The sequence below is a fragment of the Pseudomonas sp. CGJS7 genome, assembly GCF_036961695.1.
In genome coordinates this window covers 65,195-87,598 of sequence record NZ_JBAMDI010000037.1, presented here as the reverse complement: position 1 = coordinate 87,598, position 22,404 = coordinate 65,195, and the positions used below count along the sequence as shown (strand labels likewise).

Here is a 22,404-nt window from a genome sequence, read left to right as displayed (position 1 = left end):
GTAAGCGCTCCATGAACCCCACATTCAAAGCGCTTACCTGATCCCCGATGCTGTGCTCCCGATTTCTTTCTGGAGCTCGCCGACCATGATGCGACCCGACGCCAAAGTCGAAAAAGTGTACCTCTACCCCAAGCCTGTCGACTTTCGAAAATCCATCGATGGCCTGGCCGCGCTGGTCGAACTCGATATCAAGGTGGCGGTGTTCGACCCAGTGCTTTTCGTCTTCCTCAACAAGCCGCGCAACCGCGTGAAGATCCTGTATTGGGAACGCAACGGCTTCTGCCTCTGGCTCAAGCGCCTGGAGTCCGAACGGTTCAAAACTTCACCCGATCCGACTGAGGTCGCCATTGTCCTGACCGTTCAGGAACTGAACTGGCTGCTCGATGGCTTCGACCTCTGGCGCAACCGTCCGCATCAGGTTTTGACGCCTCGATACGTCGCCTGATTCGGTATAATCCGCGGCATGATTTCCATGCCCGAAAACCTCCCTGACGATCCTGTTCTGCTCAAGCAACTGCTTGAGCAGATGATCCACGAGCGCGCGTCCGACAAGGGCAAGATCGTTCATCTCGAAGAGGAAGTTGCGCTGTTGCGCCAGCGCTTGTTCGGGCGTAAGACCGAGCAGACTGGCGATGCCGCGACACCACAGTTGCCACTCTTCGACGAAGCGGAAAGCCTGGCCGAGCCCTTGGATGAGGCTGACGACGAAGAAGTCGTTGCGCCAACCAAACGCCGTGGCAAGCGCAAGCCGCTGCCAGCTGATTTGCCGCGTCTCGAAGTTGTCCACGAACTGCCCGAGCATGAACTGACCTGCGCTTGTGGCTGCCGTAAACATGCCATCGGTGAAGAAGTCAGCGAACAACTTGAAATCGTCCCGATGCAGATTCGCGTCATCAAACATGTTCGCAAGGTGTACGGCTGCCGGGACTGCGAGTCAGCGCCCGTAACGGCGGACAAGCCCGCCCAGATGATCGAGAAAAGCATGGCCAGCCCGAGTGTGCTGGCCATGCTGCTGACCACCAAATACGTAGACGGCTTGCCGCTTCACCGCTTCGAAAAAGTGCTGGGGCGTCACGGTATCGATATCCCGCGCCAAACCCTGGCACGCTGGGTGATTCAATGCAGCGAGCACTTTCAGCCGCTGCTGAATCTGATGCGCGAAAGCCTGTTGAACAGTCGGATCATCCACTGTGATGAAACACGTGTGCAGGTGTTGAAAGAGCCGGGGCGTGAGCCCAGCAGCCAATCCTGGATGTGGGTACAAACCGGCGGCCCACCTGATCGCCCGGTGATCCTTTTCGACTACGCCACCAGCCGAGCGCAGGAGGTGCCGGTGCGCCTGCTGGACGGCTATCGCGGCTATGTCATGACCGACGACTATGCCGGTTACAACGCGCTGGCTGCACAGGACGGCGTGGAGCGGTTGGGCTGCTGGGCGCACGCACGTCGTAAGTTCGTCGAAGCGCAGAAAGTGCAGCCCAAGGGTAAAACTGGGCGGGCAGACATCGCACTGAATTTGATCAACAAGCTCTATGGCATCGAGCGCGACCTTAAGGAAGGCAGGGATGAAGATCGCAAGCTGGCCCGCCAAGCGCGCAGTCAACCAGTGCTGGCCCAGTTGAAAAGCTGGACAAAGAAAACGCAGCCCCAGGTCACGAGCCAGAATGCGTTGGGTAAAGCCATCGGCTATCTGGCCAGCAACTGGAGCAAGTTAGAACGCTACGTCGAGCAAGGAGACTTGCCGATCGACAACAACGCTGCCGAGCGCGCGATCCGCCCGTTTGTCATCGGCAGAAAGAACTGGTTGTTCAGTGACACGGCCAGAGGGGCGACGGCCAGTGCGCAACTTTACAGCCTGGTCGAGACGGCCAAAGCCAACGGCCAAGAGCCCTATGCGTGGCTGCGCCACGCACTAGAGCGCCTGCCGCAGGCGTCCTCCGTGGAAGACTACGAAGCGCTGCTGCCGTGGAATTGCAAGCCTAAAATACATAGTTAAGTGCTACCCCCATCGTGGGTCAGATGGGGCCTACGAAGCGCTGAAGGACAAGAGCGGGGGTGACGACCATGGAATACGACGAAAAACTGATTGAAGACGCAGTGCTTGCCTTGTTGGCAGCCTATAGCTCCGACAAAGGTAACGCGTGGAAAGGATTTGACTTCGAGATCATGAATCGACTGCATGAACAGGGTTTCATCAGTGATCCAGTTAATAGAAACAAATCCATCTGGTTGACGGCGGAGGGGCTGGAGCGAGGCCGACAGCTAGCTGACCAGTTGTTCGGGTTGAAGAGTCAAGCGGGGCAGGTGCCCGACTCGAATACCTGATTTTCCCGTCCTTCATGTAACGGGTTGGGTTTATGGATCGCTTACCGATCAATCTGGATGGCTTGCTGCGGGTGGAGATTACGCGTGTTGGCGATGATTCTACCTTGGGCAAGGTCATCGCCCTGATGCAGCGCGCCGAACAAGCCAAGCCGCCCATCACACGCTTGCTCGAACGACACGCCGGGCGTTATCTGGTACTGGTGCTACTGATTGCCGCCGCGACCTGGTTCGTTACCAAGGATGCCCAGGCCATGTTGGCCGTTCTGGTCGCCGCCTGTCCGTGTGCATTGGTTCTGTCGGCACCGGCGACAGCGGTGGCAGGCATTGCCGTCGCCGCTCGGCACGGTATCCTGATTCGAGGGTCTGCCTTCCTCGAGGAACTCGCCGACTTGTCTTCGCTGGTGATCGACAAGACCGGCACACTGACCTACGGCAAACTGCGTCTGCGCAGCGTGGTTGGCCTATCGAGTACGTTGTCGCAGGCCGATATCATCAACCTCGCCGCAAGTCTCGGTGCGGCCAGTAGCCATCCGGTCAGCCGTGCTCTGGCGGCATTGGTACCGCATGACCACCATTTGCCGCTACTGGATGTCCATGAACGCCAAGGCTTTGGCGTTGTGGCGCACACAGCCGAGGGAAAAGCTGCGTTGGGGCGACCGGAGCTTTTCGATGAGTTGGGCATGACGGTGCCTCCAGTTCCTGAACATGATGGCCCAATCGCGGGCTTGGCGCAGAATGGGCAATTTCTGGGTTGGCTGTTGCTGGCCGACAACGTGCGCGCAGAGTCTGCCGAGGCCATGCAGCAATTGCGTGAACTAGGCCTGGAGCGTCAGTTGCTGCTGAGCGGTGATCGCACCCGTGTGGCTGAATCCATCGCTGCACAGGTCGGTATCACTCGCGTGGTGTCCGAAGCATTGCCAGAAGAGAAGTTGCGCCAGGTCAACCATGAGCTTCAGGTTGGCTTCCGCCCCTTGGTGGTGGGTGATGGCATCAATGACGCGCTGGCGCTCAAGGCGGGTGTCGTGGGGGTGGCGATGGGGGCGGGCGGTGCTGATATCGCGCTGGCCGCAGCGGATATCGTGCTGATCAACGGTGATCTGCGGCGCTTGGGCACCTGCATCCGTCTCAGCCGTCTTTGCCGTCGCACGCTCCAGGTGAACGTGCTGATCGGCTTGGGCTGGACCTTGGCTATCGTGGGGGCAGCAGCTTTCGGTTTATTGGGAGCGGCGGGGGCGATGGTCGCAGCGCTGTTGCACAATTTCAGTACATTGCTGGTGCTCAGTAACTCCGGGCGCTTGTTACGTTATGACGAACGGGATGTGGAGAAGAGGGAAATGTCAGCATATCGTGCTGGCATCCAACGCTGACGCCTATAACGCAGGCATGCAGGTGGGGGCTCCCCCCGCCTGTCACAGCGCCGGCAACGATGGGCATCGCTTACAAAGCAGCACGAAAATATCAACCCGGCGAGCCGAGGACATCACCATGGCGGTGGACTAGTCGGCCAAGAAAGTCCTGAGCGCCTCATGCGACATGGGTCTCGCAAAGTAATAGCCTTGGAGAATATCGCAGCGCCCCCTTTCCAGGAAATTCACCTGAGGCGCAGTTTCCACACCTTCAGCGACCACTGACAGGCTGAGATGATGGGCCATCGAAATGATGCCTTGAGTGATTGCTGCATCGTGTGGGTTCGTCGAGATGTCCTGGATAAAGGAGCGGTCAATCTTGATTTTGTCTATTGGCAAGCACTTGAGATAACTCAGGCTGGAGAACCCCGTACCGAAATCATCCAGCGCAATGCGTACACCCAAGTCTTTGAGGCGGTGCAAGGTTGCGATTGCTTGTTCAACGTTATGCAGCAAGAGTGACTCGGTTATCTCCAGTTCCAATTGTCCAGCGCTTAGCCCATGCTTGCTCAACACTGCCTGGATACATTCAACGAACTGACCGCACTGGAAATGCATCGGCGAAATATTTACGGCCATCGAGATACCGTTGAAGCCCTGATCACATAGGTTGCGCAACTGCGCGCACGCCGTATCGAGTACCCAAAGGCTCAGAGGGATAATTTGACCACTGTCCTCTGCCACCGGTATGAAAACCGCTGGAGAGATGAACCCTCTAACCGGATGCTCCCAGCGCAACAAAGCTTCGATCCCGACCACCCGACGCGTGCGCGCTTCTATTTGCGGTTGATAATGCAGGCTGAACGATTGAGTTTTGATAGCCTTTTGCAGGTCATTACGTAGGCTTCTGTGCTCGCAAACGCGGTGGTTAAGATCACTGGTGTACCATTGAAAGTTGTTCCGACCTTGTTGCTTGGCTTTGTACATGGCCATGTCAGCCTGCTGGATCAACTTCATCGGCTGCTCGATGTGGCCATCGCTTACCGTAATACCGATACTGGTACTCACGTGCAGGTCAATACCCTGGATACAGTAGGGTTTGCCAATGCTGGCCAGCAGTCGCTCGGCCACCGGGACAGCGTCTTCATCACGAAGCAGGTCCGTCAGCAGTACGACAAACTCATCGCCGCCCATACGCACGACGGTATCAGCCGGACGGACCTGCTGGGTCAAGCGCTGTGCCACCTCGATCAGCACTTGATCGCCGAAGTAGTGCCCGATGGAGTCGTTGATGGATTTGAATCCATCCAGGTCGATGTACATGACCGCCAGTTGAACTTTACGTTGACGGCTGCTGCGACACGCCAGGACAAGCCGGTCTTCCAGAGACAGGCGGTTAAGCAAACCCGTCAGCCCGTCATGGCTGGCATTGATACTCAACTGGCGCTCGTAATGCTTCTGTTTGCTGATATCCCGCGCGATGCCGAATACCCCGACGATCTCGCCATTGACCATGATTGGCAGGTTAGCGATATCCATGATCAACTGCTTGTCGTCGCTCTCGTCGCGCACCCTTGCCTCGAATCGCTGCGGCTCACCGGCGCGGGCCGCGAAAAAATGCTGATTCACTTTCGGCAGGTCTTCTTCGAACACGAGGTGGGAGAAATGATGGCCGACAAGATCAGTTGCCGCGCCAGCTTTAAGCTTCAGGCCAGCAGGGTTCACACTCTGGATGTTGCCCGCCCTGTCGAGGGCGAAAACCGGGTTGGGGTTGTAGGTAAACAATGAGCGAAACCGTTGTTCGCTTTCCTCCAGACGTTGGCCGTCACGCTCATGTCGGATCGCAATGGCAGCCAGTTGCGCCGCGCAGGTCAGCCGATGGATCTGCACCTCGCTTGGCGCAATCGCTTGATCCTGGTATAGCGCAAATGTCCCAAGTACGGATCCCTGATGCGAGAGTAATGGCAACGACCAGCAGGAGCGTAGATTGTACCCTAGCGCCAGACTGCGAAAACGCTCCCAGCTCGGATCCCGGGCTATATCCGCTGTCACCACCAGCTCGCGGCGGAATGCAGCTGTGCCACACGTGCCTTCCTGAGGCCCAATGGGCAACCCATGGATCGCATCGCTGTAGGCAGGCGGCAGGCCAGGCGCGGCGCCCTTCAGCAAATGCTTGCCTTGCGCATCGGTGAGCAGTATCGAACACAGCGTGCCGGGATCCTGGGCGTCGATCATCAAGCAGATGGCGGTGAGGATGTCGTGCAGTTGATGATTGGTCGCAATCATACCGAGTATGTCGCGCTGAGACTCGGAAAGCGCCATGCTGTGATAGCTCGTGCAGGAGGTGTTCATGGGGATTCCTGAGTACTTGCGAGGCCTTCCGGTTCCCTGAACGGCTGGAGAATTGAGTGCCCGGGTACAGTCCGATCGCACCCCGATCGCGAAATCTTATAAAGCAGTGGGCCTTCCACGAAAAAGACTCAGGTGGATGATAAAAGAACGTATCAGATGGAGCGCGTGCGCCTTAACTCGGCTCGCCTCGGCCTGCCCGCTGACTATTTCTGAACCGATCGCAGATACTGCTTGACTTGCGAACTACCAGGCGCAGACTTTAGCCAGCATTGCAAAAGTTCCTTGGGCCTGGGCGCATCTGTTTTCGTCGCTCGCCAACCCGCGCTCGCCAACCCGCGCTTGCCTAGCAGGCGTGCTGAAGCTGGCGCTGGACATTACGGATACAGTACTGGCTTTCCTTTGAATGGCCCATCTCAAGGAAAGAACATCCCGATCACGCCCGACTGCTGCGAGAGCAGCAGTCGGGCGCCTTCCCTCGTGCCGAACGCTCTACGGCTGTTGCCCGCCACCCTTGAACCTGCCTGACGATGCCGATCAGGTTTTGATCAAGCGCCCATTCGACAATGGGCTGTTGACGATCATCCTCGAGGAGCGCGAAGCGGGTGCATCGAAGCACAGCCGTTCGATTCCGAATTGAAGCTGACTCGGAGATTTCGTTGAAGTCGTCACGAAGGCCCACCAGCAGACGAGGTGCTGCGGCAGGCTCCATCTCGTCATCTCAATGACTCAAGGAGCGCCCGCATGGCCAGCAAACAATGCCAGGTCTGTGGCCAACCCGCCACGACACGGGTGGAGGCCAAGGTCAATGGCCGCCACAACATCATGCTGTTGTGTGATGATCACTACCGCCAATTGGTGCGCCAGCAAAAACGCACCCTTTCCCCACTGGAAGCCCTTTTCGGCTCGCGCAGCGGTTTGTTCGAAGAGTTCATGGGCAGCGATTTGCTGCGCATCGGAGAAGACTCGGCATCCGTTGCCACGGGTGCCGATGAAGTGGCTGAAGCGTCGTCTGGGGAACCTGGCCGCGCAGCGTCCGGCACGCCACGCCGCCGCAGCAGCGGGCTGGCCAGCCGCATCAGCGAACACTCGGAGGCCCTGTTGCAGGAAGCCGCCAAGCGTGCCACGGAGTTCGGTCGGTCCGAAGTCGATACCGAACACCTGCTATTGGCGCTGGCCGACAGCGATGTGGTGAAGACCATCCTGAGCCAGTTCAAGATCAAGGTTGATGACCTCAAGCGCCAGATCGAAGCCGAAGCCAAGCGCGGCGACAAGCCATTTGAAGGCGAAGTCGGCGTGTCGCCTCGGGTCAAGGATGCGCTCAGTCGCGCCTTCGTCGCCTCCAATGAGTTGGGGCACGCATACGTAGGCCCCGAGCACTTCCTGATCGGGCTGGCCGAAGAGGGCGAAGGGCTGGCCGCCAACTTGCTGCGCCGCTATGGCCTTATGCCGCAGGCCCTGCGCCAGTGCGTCAGCAAGGTGGTTGGCAAGGGTGCAGAGGATGGCCGCGCCGAGGCGCCGACCGAAACGCCGGAGCTCGACAAGTACTCGCGCGATCTCACCAGGATGGCGCGCGATGGCAAGCTGGACCCGGTCATCGGGCGGGCACAGGAAATCGAAACCACCATTGAGGTACTGGCGCGGCGCAAGAAGAACAACCCGGTGTTGATCGGCGAGCCTGGCGTGGGCAAGACGGCCATCGTCGAGGGGCTGGCGCAGCGCATGGTGGCCGGCGAGGTGCCCGAGACGCTGCGCGACAAGCGCCTGGTCGAACTGAACATCAATTCGTTGGTGGCTGGCGCGAAGTACCGAGGCGAGTTCGAGGAGCGCGTGCAGAAGGTGCTGAAGGAAATCGCCGAGCATCAGGGCGAGCTGATTCTCTTCATCGACGAAGTGCACACCATCGTCGGGGCAGGCCAGGGCGGTGGAGAAGGCGGCCTGGACGTGGCCAACGTCTTCAAGCCGATGATGGCGCGTGGTGAGCTGAACCTGATTGGCGCGACGACGCTCAACGAGTACCAGAAGTACATCGAGCAGGACGCTGCGCTGGAGCGGCGTTTCCAACCGGTCGTGGTGCCCGAGCCAACGGTGGCGCAGACCATCATGATCCTGCGCGGCCTGCGCGACACCTTCGAAGCGCACCACAAGGTCAGCATCACCGAGGAGGCGATCATCGCTGCCGCCGAACTGTCCGACCGCTACGTCAGCGCGCGCTTTCTGCCGGACAAGGCCATCGATCTGCTCGATCAGGCTGCCGCCCGCGTCAAGTTATCGGCGACGGCGCGCCCGGTTGCGGTGCAGGAAATGGAGTCGGAGTTGCACCAATTGCGCCGCGAGCAGGACTACGCGGCTTCGCGCAAGCAATATGACAATGCGGCGCAGATCAGCAAGCGCGTCGAAGCCACGGAGGCCGAACTCAAGCAGCGGGTCGAGGAGTGGGAGCTCGAGCGCGGCTCGGGCAGCACCGAGGTCAAGGCGGAACATGTGGCGCAAATCGTCTCGCGGCTGACCGGCATTCCGGTCAATGAACTGACGGTGGAGGAGCGCGAGAAGCTGTTGCACCTGGAGCAGCGGCTGCATGAGCGCCTGGTGGGGCAGGACGAGGCGGTGCGTGCGGTGGCGGACGCGGTTCGGCTGTCGCGCGCTGGGCTGCGCGAAGGCAGCAAGCCCGTTGCCACGTTCCTGTTTCTGGGCTCCACCGGTGTCGGCAAGACCGAGCTGGCCAAGGCGCTGGCCGAAACCATCTACGGCGACGAGAGCGCCCTGTTGCGTATCGACATGTCGGAGTATGGCGAGCGCCATTCCGTGGCTCGGCTGGTGGGCGCGCCTCCGGGTTACGTTGGTTATGACGAAGGCGGCCAGCTTACCGAAAAGGTCCGGCGCAAGCCCTATAGCGTGCTGCTGCTCGACGAAATCGAGAAGGCCCACCCCGACGTCTACAACATCCTGCTGCAGGTGTTCGACGACGGGCGACTGACCGATGGCAAGGGGCGCGTGGTGGACTTCACCAACACCATTATCATCGCCACGTCCAACCTGGGCTCCGACATTATTCAGCGGCGGCTGAAGGCGCCTGGAGCGGCTGGTGAGGAGTACGAGCAGACCAAGGTCGAGGTGATGGAAGTGCTGCGTGGGCACTTTCGCCCCGAGTTCCTCAACCGAATCGATGAGATCATCGTCTTCCATGCGCTGGGCAAGCTGGAGATCCGCCACATTGTTGGCCTGCAACTCGAGCGCGTAGCCCGCAATGCCGCGAGCCAGGGCGTGACGCTGACGTTCGACGAGACACTGGTCGATCACTTGGCGCAAGTCGGCTACAAGCCCGAATTCGGTGCCCGCGAGCTCAAGCGACTGATCCGCAGCGAGCTGGAGACGGCACTGGCACGTGAAATGCTCGGCGGCGGCATTGGCAAGGGTGATCACGCCCATGTGCGCTGGGACGACAAGGCGGAGCGGGTCGGGTTCGACCGCCGGCAAGCCGAGCCGGCCAAAGAGCTCGACAGTGAAAATGCGTGAAGCCCAGGCCGAAGGCTGCGGTTTCTCGTTGCAATGATCTTGCTGCTGAAGAGGTGAGGCATGAAGGACAGCGATGAGCCCGAGACCACGCGCATGCGACTGCGTCGCGAGTGGGCGGTGTTGACGTTTTACGAGCGTTTCGAGCAGATCGTCGCTCACATTCTTTCGCTGGTGATCGCGGTGGTTATCGTGGTGTCGCTGGTACAGCTGATCCAGATAGTCTTCAGCCTGCTGATCATCGATGCGTTCAATCCGCTGGACCACCGGATCTTCCAGAATGTGTTCGGTATGGTCATGACGCTGCTGATCGCGATGGAATTCAAGCATTCCATCGTGCGCGTTGTCTTGCGCCATGGCAGCATCATTCAGGTCAAGACGGTCCTCTTGATCGGGTTGATCGCGCTGTCGCGCAAGATCGTGATCCTTGATCCCGATGTCAGCCCGGCCAAAGTCGCGGCGCTCGCTGGCGCCACCCTGGCCCTGGGGCTGACCTACTGGCTGTTGCGTGAGCGTGATGATCGAGTTGCCTAGGCTCTGTGTGAATGGCGCCAAGGCAAAGATTGAACGGGAAAAAGAGCGCGGATGTGTAATTCCATATCCGTTCAAACCGGGGCTTGAAAACCTCCAGATTGCTCACATAATTCCGTCATCAGGGGCCGAAACCCGGCGCTTCGCGCCTCCTGTTCGAGATCATTTCAGTCAGCTGGAAGGAGGATTGTCATGTACGAGTCCCTTCTTAATCTGTCGAGCGATCCGATTGCCGAGTTCGAGAAGCTCCAGCGCGAACTGCAACATGTGCTGGGAACTGGGCTCGGGCGCCCAGGCAGCATTCGTGCCTTGGCCAGTGGTGCTTTTCCTGCCATCAATGTCGCGAGCACGCCATCGAGCATGGAGGTCTACGCCTTCGTTCCCGGCGTTGACCCGAGCGACATCGATCTGCAGATTCACCGAGGCCTGCTATCGATTTCCGGCGAGCGCCGGCCCGCGCGCAGCACGCAGGAGGGCAATTGCTCCGTGTACGCCAACGAGCGCTATGCCGGTCCCTTCAAGCGTACCGTGAGCCTCAATGATCAAGTCGATACCGACAAGGTCGAGGCCCACTACCGCGACGGCGTCCTGCGCATTTCCCTGCCGCGGCGAGAAGCGCTGCAGCCCAAGCGTATAGTCATCCAGTAACAGCAAAGGTTTGAAGGAGGAATCACCATGAACGACAAGCAAGCAGTCGTGCGCGGCGAAACTGAAACCCAAACACTGCTGCCGCGCGTCGATGTCTTCGAAGACGAAAACGGAATCCAGCTGTTTGCCGACTTTCCCGGGGTGCCCAAGGATCATCTCGTGGTCAATGTGGAGGGTGACACGCTGGTGCTGGAAGGGGAGATCATGCCGCAGTTGTCCGAACAGCTGGAGGCCGTCTACGCTGAAGTCCAGCTGTCGCGATTCAGACGAGCCTTCACCTTGAGCTCCGAGCTGGATACGACCCGAATCGATGCTGAGCTACGGGACGGCGTGCTGAACGTACGTGTTCCCAAACATGCACATGCCCAGCCGCGCAAGATCGTCGTGAAAAGCGCGTAGGGCCTTGAGCGTGTGGAGGACGACCCATGGACAAACTAGCTGAACTCAGACATGGCCTGGAGGAAACCTGGCATTCGCTGGGCGAGGGCTGGCGTCAGCTTCGCGGTCGCACCAGCGAGGCCCTGACGCGCTTCACGCCAGTGAAGCGGAGCAGGGGCGAGTCGCAGGATGCGACCTCATCACCGGCGCTTGCCTCGAACTGGGGGCTGCTGGCCGGCGATCTTTACGAGGATGGTGAGCGGATCGTCGTTCGCCTTGAGATACCTGGAATGGTCAAGGAGGACCTGAACCTGGAAGTGCGGGGCGATACGCTGATCATTCGCGGTGAAAAGCGCGTCGAGCAGGAGCAGGGCAATGGGCATTATCGCGTCCGGCAATGCACCTTTGGCAGTTTCCGGCGCACCTTCCGGCTTCCTGCCGAGGTCATTGCCGAGCAGGCCAGCGCCAGATGCAACAACGGTGTGCTGCGTATCGAGTTGCCCAAGCAAGCGCGTGCGAGTGGCAGGCGCATCGAGGTTCGCGAAGGCTAGGGGACAGCCCCTCGTCACCAGGATTACCCGCCCGCGACCTACCTGCGGGCGGGTGTTTCTTCAGTTGCTCCACCGGAAGCTGCCGCTTCCCATGCAGTGGATATTGCACATCCCAGGCGAACTGAGACGCCCAGCGATAATTCGTCCGGTACTTTCTCCATAACCGGTCCTGACAGGGGCTGAGGGTCGAAGCCATGGCCGCTGAAGGCAACGCAGGACTGTTGTTGGGTGTCATCACGTTGCTCAGCGCTGCCGTGGTGGCCGTGCCACTGCTCAAGCGCATCGGTTTCGGCTCGGTGCTGGGTTACCTGCTGGCGGGGATGATGATCGGGCCTTTCGGGCTGCAACTGGTCAATGACCCTCACACCATCATTGATGTGGGCGAGTTGGGCGTGGTTATGTTTCTCTTCGTGATTGGCCTGGAGCTCAATCCCTCGCATCTGTGGGCGCTACGGGCGCAGATCTTTGGGCTGGGCAGCCTGCAGGTGTTGATCTGTGCCGTTCTGCTCACCGTCGTCGGCAAGGCCTTTGGTTTCCCTTGGCAGGTGTCATTCGTCTGCGCGGCCGGTTTTGTACTCACATCCACTGCCATCGTCATGCAAGTTCTCTCGGAGCGGGGTGACTTGACCGAGCCGAGGGGCCAACGCATCGTGTCCATTCTGCTGTTTGAAGATCTGCTGATAGTGCCCTTGCTGGCGGTGGTGGCATTTCTGGCGCCGACTGCAGCGGTGCCCGAACCCACCTCACCCCTGTGGCAGCGCATGGCTATCGCAGCCGTGTCCCTCAGCGCACTGGTGATCATCGGGTTGTGGTTGCTCAACCCCCTGTTTCGGGTACTGGCCCAAGCCAGGGCGCGCGAGGTGATGACTGCTGCCGCGCTGCTGGTGGTGCTAGGAGCAGCGCTGCTGATGGAAATCGGCGGCCTGTCGATGGCGATGGGAGCGTTCGTTGCCGGTGTGCTGCTGTCGGAGTCCACCTTCCGCCACCAGCTGGAGGTTGACATAGAACCGTTTCGCGGACTGTTGCTGGGGCTGTTCTTTCTCGGCGTCGGCATGGCGCTGGACCTGCAGGTGGTGGCCAGGAACTGGCTGCTCATCAGCTCTGGCGTGCTGGCGCTGATGGTGGTCAAGGCGCTGTGCATCTATGGGGTCGCGCGCCTAGCGAAAAGCCAGCATGGCGATGCGCTGGATCGCGCCGTGCTGATGGCGCAGGGGGGCGAATTTGCCTTTGTGCTGTTTACCGAAGCGCTGAAACTCAAGGTCGTCAGTGCCGAAATCAACGCCAACATGACGGCTATCGTGGTGCTGTCCATGGCCCTCACGCCGGTGAACCTTCTGTTGCTCAAGCGTTTCGCGCGGCCCCGGGCGGTTTCCATGGACGGTGTGGAGCCGGCACAGAATCTCCAAGGCCATGTACTCATCATAGGGTTTGGCCGTGTCGGCCAGATCGCTTGTCAGGCACCGCTCGCTCATGGCGCCAAGCTTTCAATCATCGACATGGACCCCGAGGTGATCCGCGCCGTGGAGCCTTATGGTTTCAAGGTCTATTACGGTGATGGTGCCCGGCATGACCTGTTGCATGCTGCCGGGGCCCGTCACGCCCGCACCATCATTGTGTGCGTGAATGACAAGAAGGCTGCGACACGAATCGTCGAAAGCACGCGGCAGTATTGCCCGCAGGTGAAGGTGCTGGTACGCGCCTTTGACCGCGAGCACGCGCTGGAGCTGGTCAGGCACGACGCCGACTACATCGTGCGGGAAACCTTTGAATCCTCCTTGCTGCTTGGCCGCCAGGCCGTGCTGACCTTGGGAGCCTCGAGCGTTGAAGCTGACGCGGTGACCGACGAGGTGCGCACACGCGATGCCGCACGTTTTGCCCTGGAAACATCCGGCGGTCTATTTGCCGGGCGAGCGTTGGTTCTGGGAAATATCGAGCGCATTGATCCGCCTGCGCCTGAAGCCACCGATGCCCAGTGAGCGGGAATCCGACGGCGATGCGGCGCAAACCTCATGCACAGATATTACTCATACCTGACTGTTGTCTTTCAGCAGTTTGTCGAGCGTGATCGGAAACTCCCTCACACGCTTGCCCGTGGCATGGTAGACCGCGTTGGCCACCGCGGCTGCCACCCCGACGACGCCGATTTCGCCCACGCCCTTGGACCCCAGCTCGTTGACGATGTCGTCGTGCTCTTCAACGAAGATGACTTCGATATCCCCGCTGTCTGCGTTCACCGGGATGTGGTATTCCGCGAGGTTGTGGTTGACGATGCGGCCCAACCGATGGTCGGTCAGCGCGGCTTCGTGGAGGGCCATACCCACCCCCCACACCACGCCTCCCAAAATCTGGCTGCGCGCGGTTTTCGGGTTGATTACCCGTCCCGCCGCAACGGCGCTGACTACCCGTACTACCTTGATTGTGCCAAGGTCCTCGTCGACGTGGACTTCCACGAATACCGCCGAATGCGTGGCGGTGGAGAACGGTTGGCGTCTGGCGCCGGGCTCGGCGTCGATCTGCACTTCGAACTCACCTTCGGGGGCGCTGGCGATGATGTCCGCCAAGGCCAGGCGATGGCTGCCTGCGTGCAGGTAGCCATCGGCGAAAATGATCTGCTCCCGGACCGAGCTGGCCACTTGGGGGTACATCTTGCGCGCATGTTCCAGCACTTTGGTGCGCAGTACCTGGCAGGCCTGGCGCACGGCCGAGCCGACCGACGATACCGTGAACGATCCGCCCTGAAGGGGTGCGGTAGGCAGTGAAGAGTCACCCAGCACGAAGGTGACATCCTGCACCCTGGCGCCAGCCGCGTCGGCTGCGATCTGCGTCATGACGGTATAGGTGCCGGTCCCGATATCGGTGGTGGCACTGCAGACGGTGAGGTGGCCTTGGGCATCGAAGCGCGCTTTGGCGCTGGCCTTCATCTGCATGGCTTCCCAGACGCCGCCGGCCATCCCCCAGCCGACCAGCTGGTTGCCATGGCGCATGCTGCGCGGTTGCGGATTACGGTTCTGCCAGCCAAAACGTTCGGCACCTTGGCGGTAGCACGCCAGCAGTTCCTTGCTGGAGTAGGGCTTACCCTCGTTGGCATTGCTGGCGGCAAAATTGCGCCGGCGCAGGTCAAGCGGGTCAATCTGCGCTGCACAGGCAAGCTCATCCATGGCGCATTCCAGGGCAATCATCCCCGACGCGGCGCCAGGCGCACGCATGTCCAGCGGGGTGTACACATCGAGCGAGGCCAGGCGATAGCTGAGGGCAACGTTGTCGCACTGGTAGAGCATGCCACTCCATTCCACCACGTGCTCGGTGAAATCCTCGAAGCGGGAGGTCTGGCCAAGCGCATCGTGGGCGATCGCCAGCAACTGCCCGTTTGCGTCAGCACCCAGGCGCAGGCGCTGCTCGGTGCGGGGCCGGTAGCCAAAGGTGAACATCTGCTGGCGAGTCAGCGTGACGCGCACCGAGCGCTTCAGGTGCAACGCCGCCATCACTGCCAGTGGCAACTGGTACTGCGGGCGCAAGCCCGAGCCGAAGGCACCGCCGACGAATGCCGCGCGCACGCGGATGTTTGCCTTGGGCATGCCAAACACCTTGTGCAGGTAGTCCTGGCAGTTTTGCGTGCCTTGGGTCTTGTCGTGGATTTCCAGCGTGCCGTCGCCTTTGTAGAGTACGGTTGACGCATGGGGCTCCATCGGGTTGTGGTACTCGTTGGCTGTCAGGTAGGTGGCATCCACCTGCACCGGGGCCCCGGCAAACTGCGCGGCAAAGTCGCCACGCGGTGCCGGTGTCTCGGCGGGTGCTGCATGCGACTGTTGGCATGCGCCCAGGTCGGTCTGGTGGGCCTCCTCGGCATACTCGATCCTGATCAGCGAACCTGCATACCGGGCCAGTTCGAGGGTTTGGGCAACCACCAGCGCCAACGGTTGACCGTTGTAGAGCACTCGATCATCGAACAAGGGCCTAAACGGCGCCCCCTGCGCGGCGTCGGCGTCGCTGTAGTCGTCGTCATAACTGGAAATATGTGGACGATGGCCATGATCAAGCACGGCGATCACCCCGGGCACGCGCATCGCTTGCGTACTGTCGATGTTGAGTACCCGACCTCGGGCGATGGTACTGGACACGACGCTGCCATGGAGCAGGCCCACTTCGGGGTATTCGCCCGCGTAACGCGCCTGCCCGGTGACCTTCGCCACGCCGTCTACGCGGTCCAGGGACGTACCGGCTACCGGTGTGGATTTGATCATGGTCGTGGCCCCCCGTCAGCGGCGCCGCGCGCCGCGTCATCCAATGCCCGCACAATTGCACGCTGGGCGAGCGTGACCTTGAAGCCGTTGTGGCTCAGAGGTTTTGCACCTTGCAGCAACGTTTTTGCGGCCCGGGTGAACAGCGCTTCGCAAGGCGCCTGGCCGGCCAGCATGCGTTCCACAACCGGGTCTCGCCACGGCTTGTGGGCAACGCCGCCCAGCGCCAGGCGAGCTTGCCGGATCACCTGGCCATCGAAGCTCAAGGCTGCGGCGACCGACACCAGCGCAAACGCGTAGGAGGCGCGGTCGCGAATTTTCAGATAACGGTAATGTTTTTTGAACACCGGGGGCGGCAGCTCGATGGCGACCACCAGTTCATCGATTGCCAGCTGATTGTCTCGCTCCGGGGTGTCCTCAGGGAGGCGATGGAATGCCGCAAAAGGTATTTGGCGCTCTCCGCGCGGCCCCTGCACATGCACCACGGCTTCGAGCGCTGCCAATGCCACGCACATATCCGAGGGATGGGTCGCGACACAGGCATCACTGGCACCAAGAATCGCGTGGATACGGTTCGAGCCTGTACGCGCCGGGCATCCGCTGCCGGGTTCACGTTTGTTGCAGGGGGTGCCGGTGTCGTAGAAGTAGTAGCAACGGGTACGTTGCAGCAAGTTGCCACCGGTGCTGGCCATGTTCCTCAACTGCGGTGATGCCCCAGCCAGGATGGCGTCCGACAGCAATGGATAGTGCTGCTCGATCATTGGGTGCCAGGCCAGGTCGGCATTGCTCACCAATGCGCCGATCAACAAGCCACCGTTCAACGTGGGGTGGATGCCGTTCAGCCCAAGGCCAGAAATGTCGATCAGGCGCTTGGGGCGAACCACGTTTTCTTTCATCAGGTCGACGAGGTTGGTGCCGCCGGCAATGAAGTGTGAGCTGGCGTCAGCCAGGCTCACGGCTTCGCTGATTGATGCGGGCTTGTGGTAGCTGAAAGGCATCATGGATTCGGCCCTCGTTGTGGCGGGGCCAGGTCCGTCATCAACGGTAGGGCTTCTTCCACCGCAGCGACGATGTTGCTATATGCACCACACCTGCAAAGGTTGCCGCTCATCTGTTCGCGAATGGCCTCGCGGGTGTAGGCGCGCCCTTCGCGGGCAAGCCCGACTGCGGAGCAGATCTGCCCCGGGGTGCAGTAACCGCACTGGAAAGCATCGTGGGTGATGAATGCACGCTGCATGGGGTGCAGAACGTCGCCGCTGGCCAGCCCTTCGATGGTCACCAGTTCGGCCCCGTCGCACATGATGGCCAAGGTCAGGCAGGCATTGACGCGCTTGCCATCGCGCAGCACCGTGCAGGCCCCGCACTGGCCATGGTCGCAACCCTTCTTGGTGCCGACCAGGTCCAACTGCTCGCGCAAAAGGTCGAGGAGGGTGGTCCAGGGATTCACCTGCAGTGTCAGGCGCTGACCATTCAGGGTCAGGCCGATGGGGTGTTCTTCAGCCCCATTGGGAGAGATCGCGCTCATGGTAGGTCCTCACGGTCAGGGTTCGCGCAGCCGGCTGCGTCTCTGTTGTGCGACCGGGCCGGTTGAGCAAACGTTCAGCCGGCTTGCCAAGTTGCCGATCACATCTGGCCGTCACCCGTGTTTTTGCAGGGCTTCAATCAACTGGGCCTTGGTCATGGTCGAGCGCCCCTTGATGTCTTTGCTGCGTGCCTCTTTCATAAGGCTTTCCTTGCTTTGCGATTCCAGCGACGCATGCGACGTCCGCGAATGCCCCTGGCGAGATTCAGCGGCGCGCTTGGCCGAATCCGAGCGTGCGGTCTTCTTCACGTGCGACGGTGTCCTGCTTCCCGAGCCTGCGTGTTTTTCACCGCCCCCCGATTGTTTGTTGACGGTGGCCCAGGCGCGAGCTTCGGCTTCATCCTTGCCCACGCCTTTGTCCTCGTAAGATTGCTCGATGTGCTCGGCCTTGCGTTTCTGCTTGTCCGTGTACTTGTCTTTGTCCCCGCGTGGCATGGTATTTCCTCCTGCATGGGTTGCATGAACGGTTGAAAACCAGGGCAGAACTGAGGCGCTCGGTGATGGACGGGTGATCCGTGTCGATCGGCCCTCTCAGCTAACTGCCGGAACCTGCGCCAGATCCACTTCCGGCTGAGCCACTGCCACCACCGCCCGCGCCTGTGCCGCTACTACCAGAGCCATGACTGCCGGTTCCCGAGCCGCTGTCGGTACCGTCACCGCCGGTATTGTCCGTCCCATTGTCGTCAGTGCCGCCATCACCCGTACCCATGCCATCGCCGGGTGTTCCCGAGCCAGTCGCTCCGCCTTGGCCGTTCATTTGTCCATTGTCGTTCGATTGCATGCCTGGGGCGCGCTGATGGTTCAGGTCTGTGGCGGCCGAAGCTAGTGCTGAAGCGCAGCCCAGGCAAAGTGCAAGCATTAACGTAAAAGGTTTTGCTGGTGTCATGGTGAAATGCCTTATTGGATTGTTCACCCTATGTTCGGCCTGGCGTGCGTGGGAGGGTGCCTTCTGACCGACGGAAGGCGCTGCATCAGGTCGACACGAGCGAGCGGCGCTTTGCTCCAATGAAGGCGTTGATAACGTGCGGGGCACCCATGAGGCTGGCAATCAGGTGTGCGAAGTTAGTTTTTCACTGCAAGCGTTTTAGCTTGTCATGGACAAAATTTGTAAATGTTTTCTACTTGCAGCCTACTTCGCGCTCGATAAATTCTTTATTCGTGACGCCGGGCCCCTCTGACGGTTATACCGCCATGTCGGAGTCATAGTTGTTCAACTACGACTATACAGGAGGGGCTCATGTCTGCCCTTAGTACGTATCTCTACCAAGACGTTCTTGGTACTGACCTCTGGCTTTGGCTTTCCTTTTTCGCTGTTGTGCTAACACTTTTGGCGCTTGACTTAGGTGTGCTCCATCGCGGGAATCGGGAGATTGGAGTCAAAGAGAGCTTGTTGCTGTCCGCAGGATACATCAGTATGGGCCTTCTGTTCGCGGTCTGGGTGTATTTCCAGAAAGGCGGCGATGCCAGCATGGACTATGTGACGGGTTTCTTGATTGAAAAATCCCTGTCAATGGATAACGTTTTCGTTATTGCCCTGATATTCAGTTTCCTGGCCATTCCTCGGGAGTTCCAGCACCGAGTATTATTTTGGGGGATCATGGGGGTTATCGTACTGAGGGCTATCATGATTGGCCTTGGGGCTGCGCTCATCGCCCAGTTCAGTTGGATACTTTACTGTTTCGGCGCGTTCCTGGTCTTCACCGGGGTCAAGATGCTATTCGCTCGCGTCGATCATGCGCCTGACTTGCAAAACAACCGTTTCGTCAACTACCTGCGCACACACCTACGCATCACCAAAGAATTGCACGGTCAACGCTTTGTGGTTCGCTTGCCCGATGCGTCAGGAAAAAGAATTCTATGGGTGACACCGCTCTTCCTTGCACTTATTTTGATTGAGTGTGCAGACTTGGTGTTTGCTGTTGACAGCGTGCCTGCGATTTTTGCTATCACACAGGATCCGTTCATCGTTTATACGTCGAACATCTTTGCCATTCTCGGTTTGCGAGCGCTCTATTTTGCATTGGCTGCCATGATCAGTCGCTTTGTTTACCTTAAATATGCGCTGGCTCTGGTGCTTGTCTTTATCGGCTCGAAAATTTTCCTTCATGATATTGTGGGTAAAGTGCCAGCCGAAATATCGTTGAGCATTACAATCGGCCTGCTGATTGGCGGCGTGTTGCTTTCGCTTTGGAAAACCCGAGCGTCCGCTAATGCTTCTTGAATAATTACGACCGCTGGCTGCTGCGTGAGCGCGATGACCGGATCGCCTAGGATTCAAGGCGTGAAAGCGGTCGCCTCCGCTGCTGCCCGGGCCATGCAGTTGATTTGGCACATCCCAGGCGAAGCAGGAGCAAACCTCATGCAGAGATACTCCTACCTGACAATTGCCTTACGTTTGACATACCAAGCGAAAAGCACCATTGCCAGAAAGCACACCGAGGTTTGAGTGGCACCCAGTACGGCAATCGTGGGGAACTTCGGCGTGGAAACCATCCAGGTCGACACTGCTCCGATCGCCATGGTCAGGAATCCCAAAAGGGCTGAAGCCAGTCCTGCTTCTTTCCCGAACGGTGTCATGGTCAAGGCCGTTCCCAGTGGATTGGCAATACCCATACCCCATAGGAAAAGCACCATCGACAATGAGTACCAGCCCAAGCTTGGATTGCTTGGGCCGACCAGCAGCAATGCACCTGCCGTACACGCAGTCGCGAGGCCTGACAAGGTGATGGCGCGGCTACCCCAACGGTGAGCCAGGCGAGGAGCAGCCAAGCCAGCGGCAAAGACCACGAAGACAGTTGCCGCGAAATACAGGCCCACCTGGAGCGAGTTGAGCCCCATGCCTTCCATCAAGATTGACGGCGCAGCGGCGAACGAGGCGAATAAGCCGCTCATCAGCAGGCTGGTCGCGAGTGCGGGCAAAATGAAGAGGCGGTTGGACGCCAGTTTGCCGTATGCGATCAGGATCGCAGGTACTGATTGAGTCACCCGACGATGGGCAGGAAGGGTTTCACCTATCCCTCTGAGGTAGAACAGCGCGATAAGGATTGCCGACATGCCGACGGCTATGAAAAGTGCGCGCCAACCCAAAGTGGTGTTCAGCATACTGCCGATCAAAGGTGAGAAGCCTGGCGCTGTGGCGGCAGCGATCATCGTCAGCGATAACGCGCGTGCCAGGTTCTCACCCTCATAAAGATCGCGAGCGATGGCTCTGGCCAGAACCGCGGCGGCACACACGCCAATGGCCTGGATTACCCGTCCGAGGATCAGCATGTCGAGTGTGGCGGCGTTAGCCGCCCAAAACGTACCCACCACGAAAATCATCAGCCCACCTACTACCAGGCGCTTGCGGCCATAGCGATCGGCAAGCGGCCCTACCAGTAATTGGGCGAAGGCGAACGTAATGAAAAAGCTGGAGAGCGTCAGCCCGAGTTGCTGGGATGAGACGTTGAGCTGTCGAGCCATTTCAGGAAAAGCGGGCAGGATGATATTGGTGGACAAGTTGCTGATGGCAGCGAGTGCTGCCAGTAACAGGATGACCTTGGCCGTCAGGACGTTGGCCCTCTGAACATCACCTTCAGCTTCGTTGGCGTGTGTTTCGAGTCGGCTGTTCATACGTTGGCCTCCCAGCGTCGGAACAGTACGCTGGCGTTCACACCACCGAATCCGAAACCATTGGACAAGGCATATTCGATGGGCATTTCACGGGCTATTCGTGCAACCAGGTCAAGGCCAAGCGCAGCATCATCGACCTGAGTCAGGTTGAGCGTGGGTGGAACGATCTGATCTTGCAGCGCCAACACCGTGAAAATGGCTTCGACACCGCCTGCCGCCCCCAGGAGGTGGCCGGTGGCCGATTTGGTCGATGTAATCGCCACGCCGCTGCCGCTACCGAATACGGCGCGAATCGCTGCAAGTTCACCCTTGTCGCCAACCTGGGTCGAAGTCGCATGCGCATTGATATGGTCCACATCCCCAGGCGCTATCGACGCCTGTTGCAGCGCGAGTTGCATGGCGCGCCTGGCACCGCTTCCGTCTTCGGGGCCAGCGGTCAGATGGTAGGCATCAGCGCTCGTTCCGTAGCCGACCAGCTCGGCCAGGGGCTTGGCGCCACGGGCCAGCGCATGTTCCAGCGACTCGATCACCAGCAAGCCAGCCCCTTCAGCCATGACAAACCCGTCCCGTTGGCTATCGAAAGGACGGGAGGCTTGCTCAGGGCTATCCGAAAAGCCCGTGCTGAGCGCTCGTGCAGCCGCAAAGCAGCCTAGCGTCACACGATCGATTGCCGCTTCGGCGCCACCGCAGATCGCAATATCCGCTTCGCCGCTTCTGATGAGCCGAGCGGCGTCGCCAATGGCCTGCACCCCCGCAGCGCAGGCTGTGACGGGTGCCCCAAGTGGGCCTTCGAAGCCATAGCGTATGGAGACATGACCCGCTGCCATATTGGCCAGGAACGATGGCGCCGTGAAGGGCGACAACTTGCGAGGGCCACGTGCGTCAGTGGTGCGCACCGCCTCTGCGATGGCACCGAAGCCGCCGACGCCCGATGCGATGATGGTGGCGGTGCGCGCGCGTTCAGCCTGACGCTCGGGATGCCAGCCGGCTTGCTGCAATGCTTCATCCGCTGCTACCAGCGCAAACTCGATGAACCGATCCATCTTCTTGCGTTCCTTGGCGTGGATGACCCGCTCGGGTTGATAGCCTGCCACGGCATCCTCGGCCAATGTGGGCACGCTGCCGCCCACTGACACGCCAGTGCCTTCGACGACATCGCCAGCAAGCGCGCGAATCCCGGACTGCCCAGCCAGCAATCGCCGCCAGACTTCCTTTACGCCGCAGCCCAGCGGGCTGACAACGCCGGTGCCGGTCACCACGATGCGTTTTTGATTAACGTTGTGAGTCATTTCGACCTCTCGTTGGATCATGAGCGCACCTCGAATTGCATC

Annotated in this window: 17 protein-coding genes and 1 pseudogene; 11 read left to right on the top strand and 7 right to left on the bottom strand. The window is 59.8% G+C overall.

Annotation, left to right across the window (positions count from 1 at the left end):
- The first annotated feature begins 85 nt into the window (after window positions 1–85).
- The 4 genes and pseudogenes from tnpB to V7787_RS22210 form a co-directional block, all read left to right on the top strand.
- Window positions 86–445 carry an IS66 family insertion sequence element accessory protein TnpB gene (gene tnpB, locus V7787_RS22225; protein WP_064493181.1) on the top strand — a complete coding sequence of 120 codons (360 nt, stop codon included), beginning with the start codon at window positions 86–88 and terminating at the stop codon, window positions 443–445.
- 18 nt (window positions 446–463) lie between these two features.
- A complete protein-coding gene (tnpC, locus tag V7787_RS22220; protein ID WP_064493182.1) occupies window positions 464–1,996 on the top strand; it encodes an IS66 family transposase in 1,533 nt (510 codons plus the stop codon).
- A 68-nt stretch (window positions 1,997–2,064) separates the two neighbouring features.
- The gene (locus V7787_RS22215) at window positions 2,065–2,325 is read left to right on the top strand and encodes an IS66 family transposase (protein WP_010954796.1); all 261 of its coding nucleotides are present in this window, start codon (window positions 2,065–2,067) and stop codon (window positions 2,323–2,325) included.
- A 47-nt stretch (window positions 2,326–2,372) separates the two neighbouring features.
- A pseudogene (locus V7787_RS22210) lies at window positions 2,373–3,692 on the top strand (heavy metal translocating P-type ATPase); the annotation flags it as partial.
- A 129-nt stretch (window positions 3,693–3,821) separates the two neighbouring features.
- On the opposite strand, the gene V7787_RS22205 reads toward V7787_RS22210, so the two are convergent.
- Window positions 3,822–6,023, bottom strand: coding sequence for a putative bifunctional diguanylate cyclase/phosphodiesterase (locus V7787_RS22205; RefSeq protein WP_064492094.1), 2,202 nt, complete (start codon window positions 6,021–6,023; stop codon window positions 3,822–3,824).
- Between the two features lie 741 nt (window positions 6,024–6,764).
- Between V7787_RS22205 and clpK the strand changes: the two genes are divergently transcribed.
- From clpK to V7787_RS22175, 6 genes are all read left to right on the top strand, one after another.
- The gene (gene clpK / locus V7787_RS22200) at window positions 6,765–9,536 is read left to right on the top strand and encodes a heat shock survival AAA family ATPase ClpK (protein WP_064492093.1); all 2,772 of its coding nucleotides are present in this window, start codon (window positions 6,765–6,767) and stop codon (window positions 9,534–9,536) included.
- 60 nt (window positions 9,537–9,596) lie between these two features.
- Window positions 9,597–10,067, top strand: a complete 471-nt coding sequence (locus V7787_RS22195) for a phosphate-starvation-inducible PsiE family protein (RefSeq protein ID WP_010954194.1) — start codon at window positions 9,597–9,599, stop codon at window positions 10,065–10,067.
- Between the two features lie 189 nt (window positions 10,068–10,256).
- Window positions 10,257–10,712 carry an Hsp20/alpha crystallin family protein gene (locus tag V7787_RS22190; protein WP_010954193.1) on the top strand — a complete coding sequence of 152 codons (456 nt, stop codon included), beginning with the start codon at window positions 10,257–10,259 and terminating at the stop codon, window positions 10,710–10,712.
- Between the two features lie 27 nt (window positions 10,713–10,739).
- Window positions 10,740–11,111 carry an Hsp20/alpha crystallin family protein gene (locus V7787_RS22185; RefSeq protein ID WP_020190681.1) on the top strand — a complete coding sequence of 124 codons (372 nt, stop codon included), beginning with the start codon at window positions 10,740–10,742 and terminating at the stop codon, window positions 11,109–11,111.
- A gap of 26 nt (window positions 11,112–11,137) precedes the next feature.
- Window positions 11,138–11,641: an Hsp20/alpha crystallin family protein gene (locus V7787_RS22180; protein ID WP_064492091.1), complete on the top strand. Its 504-nt coding sequence runs from the start codon at window positions 11,138–11,140 to the stop codon at window positions 11,639–11,641.
- A gap of 194 nt (window positions 11,642–11,835) precedes the next feature.
- Window positions 11,836–13,617 carry a monovalent cation:proton antiporter-2 (CPA2) family protein gene (locus V7787_RS22175; protein ID WP_020190679.1) on the top strand — a complete coding sequence of 594 codons (1,782 nt, stop codon included), beginning with the start codon at window positions 11,836–11,838 and terminating at the stop codon, window positions 13,615–13,617.
- Window positions 13,618–13,665: 48 nt separating this feature from the next.
- Here the strand turns inward: V7787_RS22175 and V7787_RS22170 are convergent, their stop codons facing one another.
- The 4 genes from V7787_RS22170 to V7787_RS22155 form a co-directional block, all read right to left on the bottom strand.
- The gene (locus tag V7787_RS22170) at window positions 13,666–15,882 is read right to left on the bottom strand and encodes a xanthine dehydrogenase family protein molybdopterin-binding subunit (protein WP_198747010.1); all 2,217 of its coding nucleotides are present in this window, start codon (window positions 15,880–15,882) and stop codon (window positions 13,666–13,668) included.
- Window positions 15,879–16,880, bottom strand: coding sequence for an FAD binding domain-containing protein (locus V7787_RS22165; RefSeq protein ID WP_064492089.1), 1,002 nt, complete (start codon window positions 16,878–16,880; stop codon window positions 15,879–15,881). Before V7787_RS22165 ends, V7787_RS22170 begins: the two co-directional genes overlap by 4 nt.
- Window positions 16,877–17,404 (bottom strand): (2Fe-2S)-binding protein, encoded by a 528-nt coding sequence (locus V7787_RS22160; protein ID WP_010954187.1) that lies wholly within the window; start codon window positions 17,402–17,404, stop codon window positions 16,877–16,879. Before V7787_RS22160 ends, V7787_RS22165 begins: the two co-directional genes overlap by 4 nt.
- Before the next feature lie 111 nt (window positions 17,405–17,515).
- Window positions 17,516–17,896 (bottom strand): hypothetical protein, encoded by a 381-nt coding sequence (locus V7787_RS22155; protein ID WP_010954186.1) that lies wholly within the window; start codon window positions 17,894–17,896, stop codon window positions 17,516–17,518.
- An 802-nt stretch (window positions 17,897–18,698) separates the two neighbouring features.
- On the opposite strand from V7787_RS22155, the gene V7787_RS22150 reads away from it, so the two are divergent.
- Window positions 18,699–19,682, top strand: coding sequence for a TerC family protein (locus V7787_RS22150; protein ID WP_064492088.1), 984 nt, complete (start codon window positions 18,699–18,701; stop codon window positions 19,680–19,682).
- 152 nt (window positions 19,683–19,834) lie between these two features.
- On the opposite strand, the gene V7787_RS22145 is transcribed toward V7787_RS22150, so the two are convergent.
- Both V7787_RS22145 and fabF read right to left on the bottom strand, forming a co-directional pair.
- Window positions 19,835–21,073, bottom strand: a complete 1,239-nt coding sequence (locus V7787_RS22145; protein WP_064492087.1) for a multidrug effflux MFS transporter — start codon at window positions 21,071–21,073, stop codon at window positions 19,835–19,837.
- The gene (fabF, locus tag V7787_RS22140; protein WP_064492099.1) at window positions 21,070–22,362 is read right to left on the bottom strand and encodes a beta-ketoacyl-ACP synthase II; all 1,293 of its coding nucleotides are present in this window, start codon (window positions 22,360–22,362) and stop codon (window positions 21,070–21,072) included. Before fabF ends, V7787_RS22145 begins: the two co-directional genes overlap by 4 nt.
- Window positions 22,363–22,404: the final 42 nt, after the last annotated feature.

Excerpts from the sequence above, each read along its gene's own strand:
- tnpB (WP_064493181.1), top strand. The coding sequence starts at position 86 with ATGATGCGACCCGACGCCAAAGTCGAAAAAGTGTACCTCTACCCCAAG.
- tnpC (WP_064493182.1), top strand. The coding sequence starts at position 464 with ATGATTTCCATGCCCGAAAACCTCCCTGACGATCCTGTTCTGCTCAAG.
- V7787_RS22215 (WP_010954796.1), top strand. The coding sequence starts at position 2,065 with ATGGAATACGACGAAAAACTGATTGAAGACGCAGTGCTTGCCTTGTTG.
- V7787_RS22205 (WP_064492094.1), bottom strand. The coding sequence starts at position 6,023 with ATGAACACCTCCTGCACGAGCTATCACAGCATGGCGCTTTCCGAGTCT.
- clpK (WP_064492093.1), top strand. The coding sequence starts at position 6,765 with ATGGCCAGCAAACAATGCCAGGTCTGTGGCCAACCCGCCACGACACGG.
- V7787_RS22195 (WP_010954194.1), top strand. The coding sequence starts at position 9,597 with ATGAAGGACAGCGATGAGCCCGAGACCACGCGCATGCGACTGCGTCGC.
- V7787_RS22190 (WP_010954193.1), top strand. The coding sequence starts at position 10,257 with ATGTACGAGTCCCTTCTTAATCTGTCGAGCGATCCGATTGCCGAGTTC.
- V7787_RS22185 (WP_020190681.1), top strand. The coding sequence starts at position 10,740 with ATGAACGACAAGCAAGCAGTCGTGCGCGGCGAAACTGAAACCCAAACA.
- V7787_RS22180 (WP_064492091.1), top strand. The coding sequence starts at position 11,138 with ATGGACAAACTAGCTGAACTCAGACATGGCCTGGAGGAAACCTGGCAT.
- V7787_RS22175 (WP_020190679.1), top strand. The coding sequence starts at position 11,836 with ATGGCCGCTGAAGGCAACGCAGGACTGTTGTTGGGTGTCATCACGTTG.
- V7787_RS22170 (WP_198747010.1), bottom strand. The coding sequence starts at position 15,882 with ATGATCAAATCCACACCGGTAGCCGGTACGTCCCTGGACCGCGTAGAC.
- V7787_RS22165 (WP_064492089.1), bottom strand. The coding sequence starts at position 16,880 with ATGATGCCTTTCAGCTACCACAAGCCCGCATCAATCAGCGAAGCCGTG.
- V7787_RS22160 (WP_010954187.1), bottom strand. The coding sequence starts at position 17,404 with ATGAGCGCGATCTCTCCCAATGGGGCTGAAGAACACCCCATCGGCCTG.
- V7787_RS22155 (WP_010954186.1), bottom strand. The coding sequence starts at position 17,896 with ATGCCACGCGGGGACAAAGACAAGTACACGGACAAGCAGAAACGCAAG.
- V7787_RS22150 (WP_064492088.1), top strand. The coding sequence starts at position 18,699 with ATGTCTGCCCTTAGTACGTATCTCTACCAAGACGTTCTTGGTACTGAC.
- V7787_RS22145 (WP_064492087.1), bottom strand. The coding sequence starts at position 21,073 with ATGAACAGCCGACTCGAAACACACGCCAACGAAGCTGAAGGTGATGTT.
- fabF (WP_064492099.1), bottom strand. The coding sequence starts at position 22,362 with ATGACTCACAACGTTAATCAAAAACGCATCGTGGTGACCGGCACCGGC.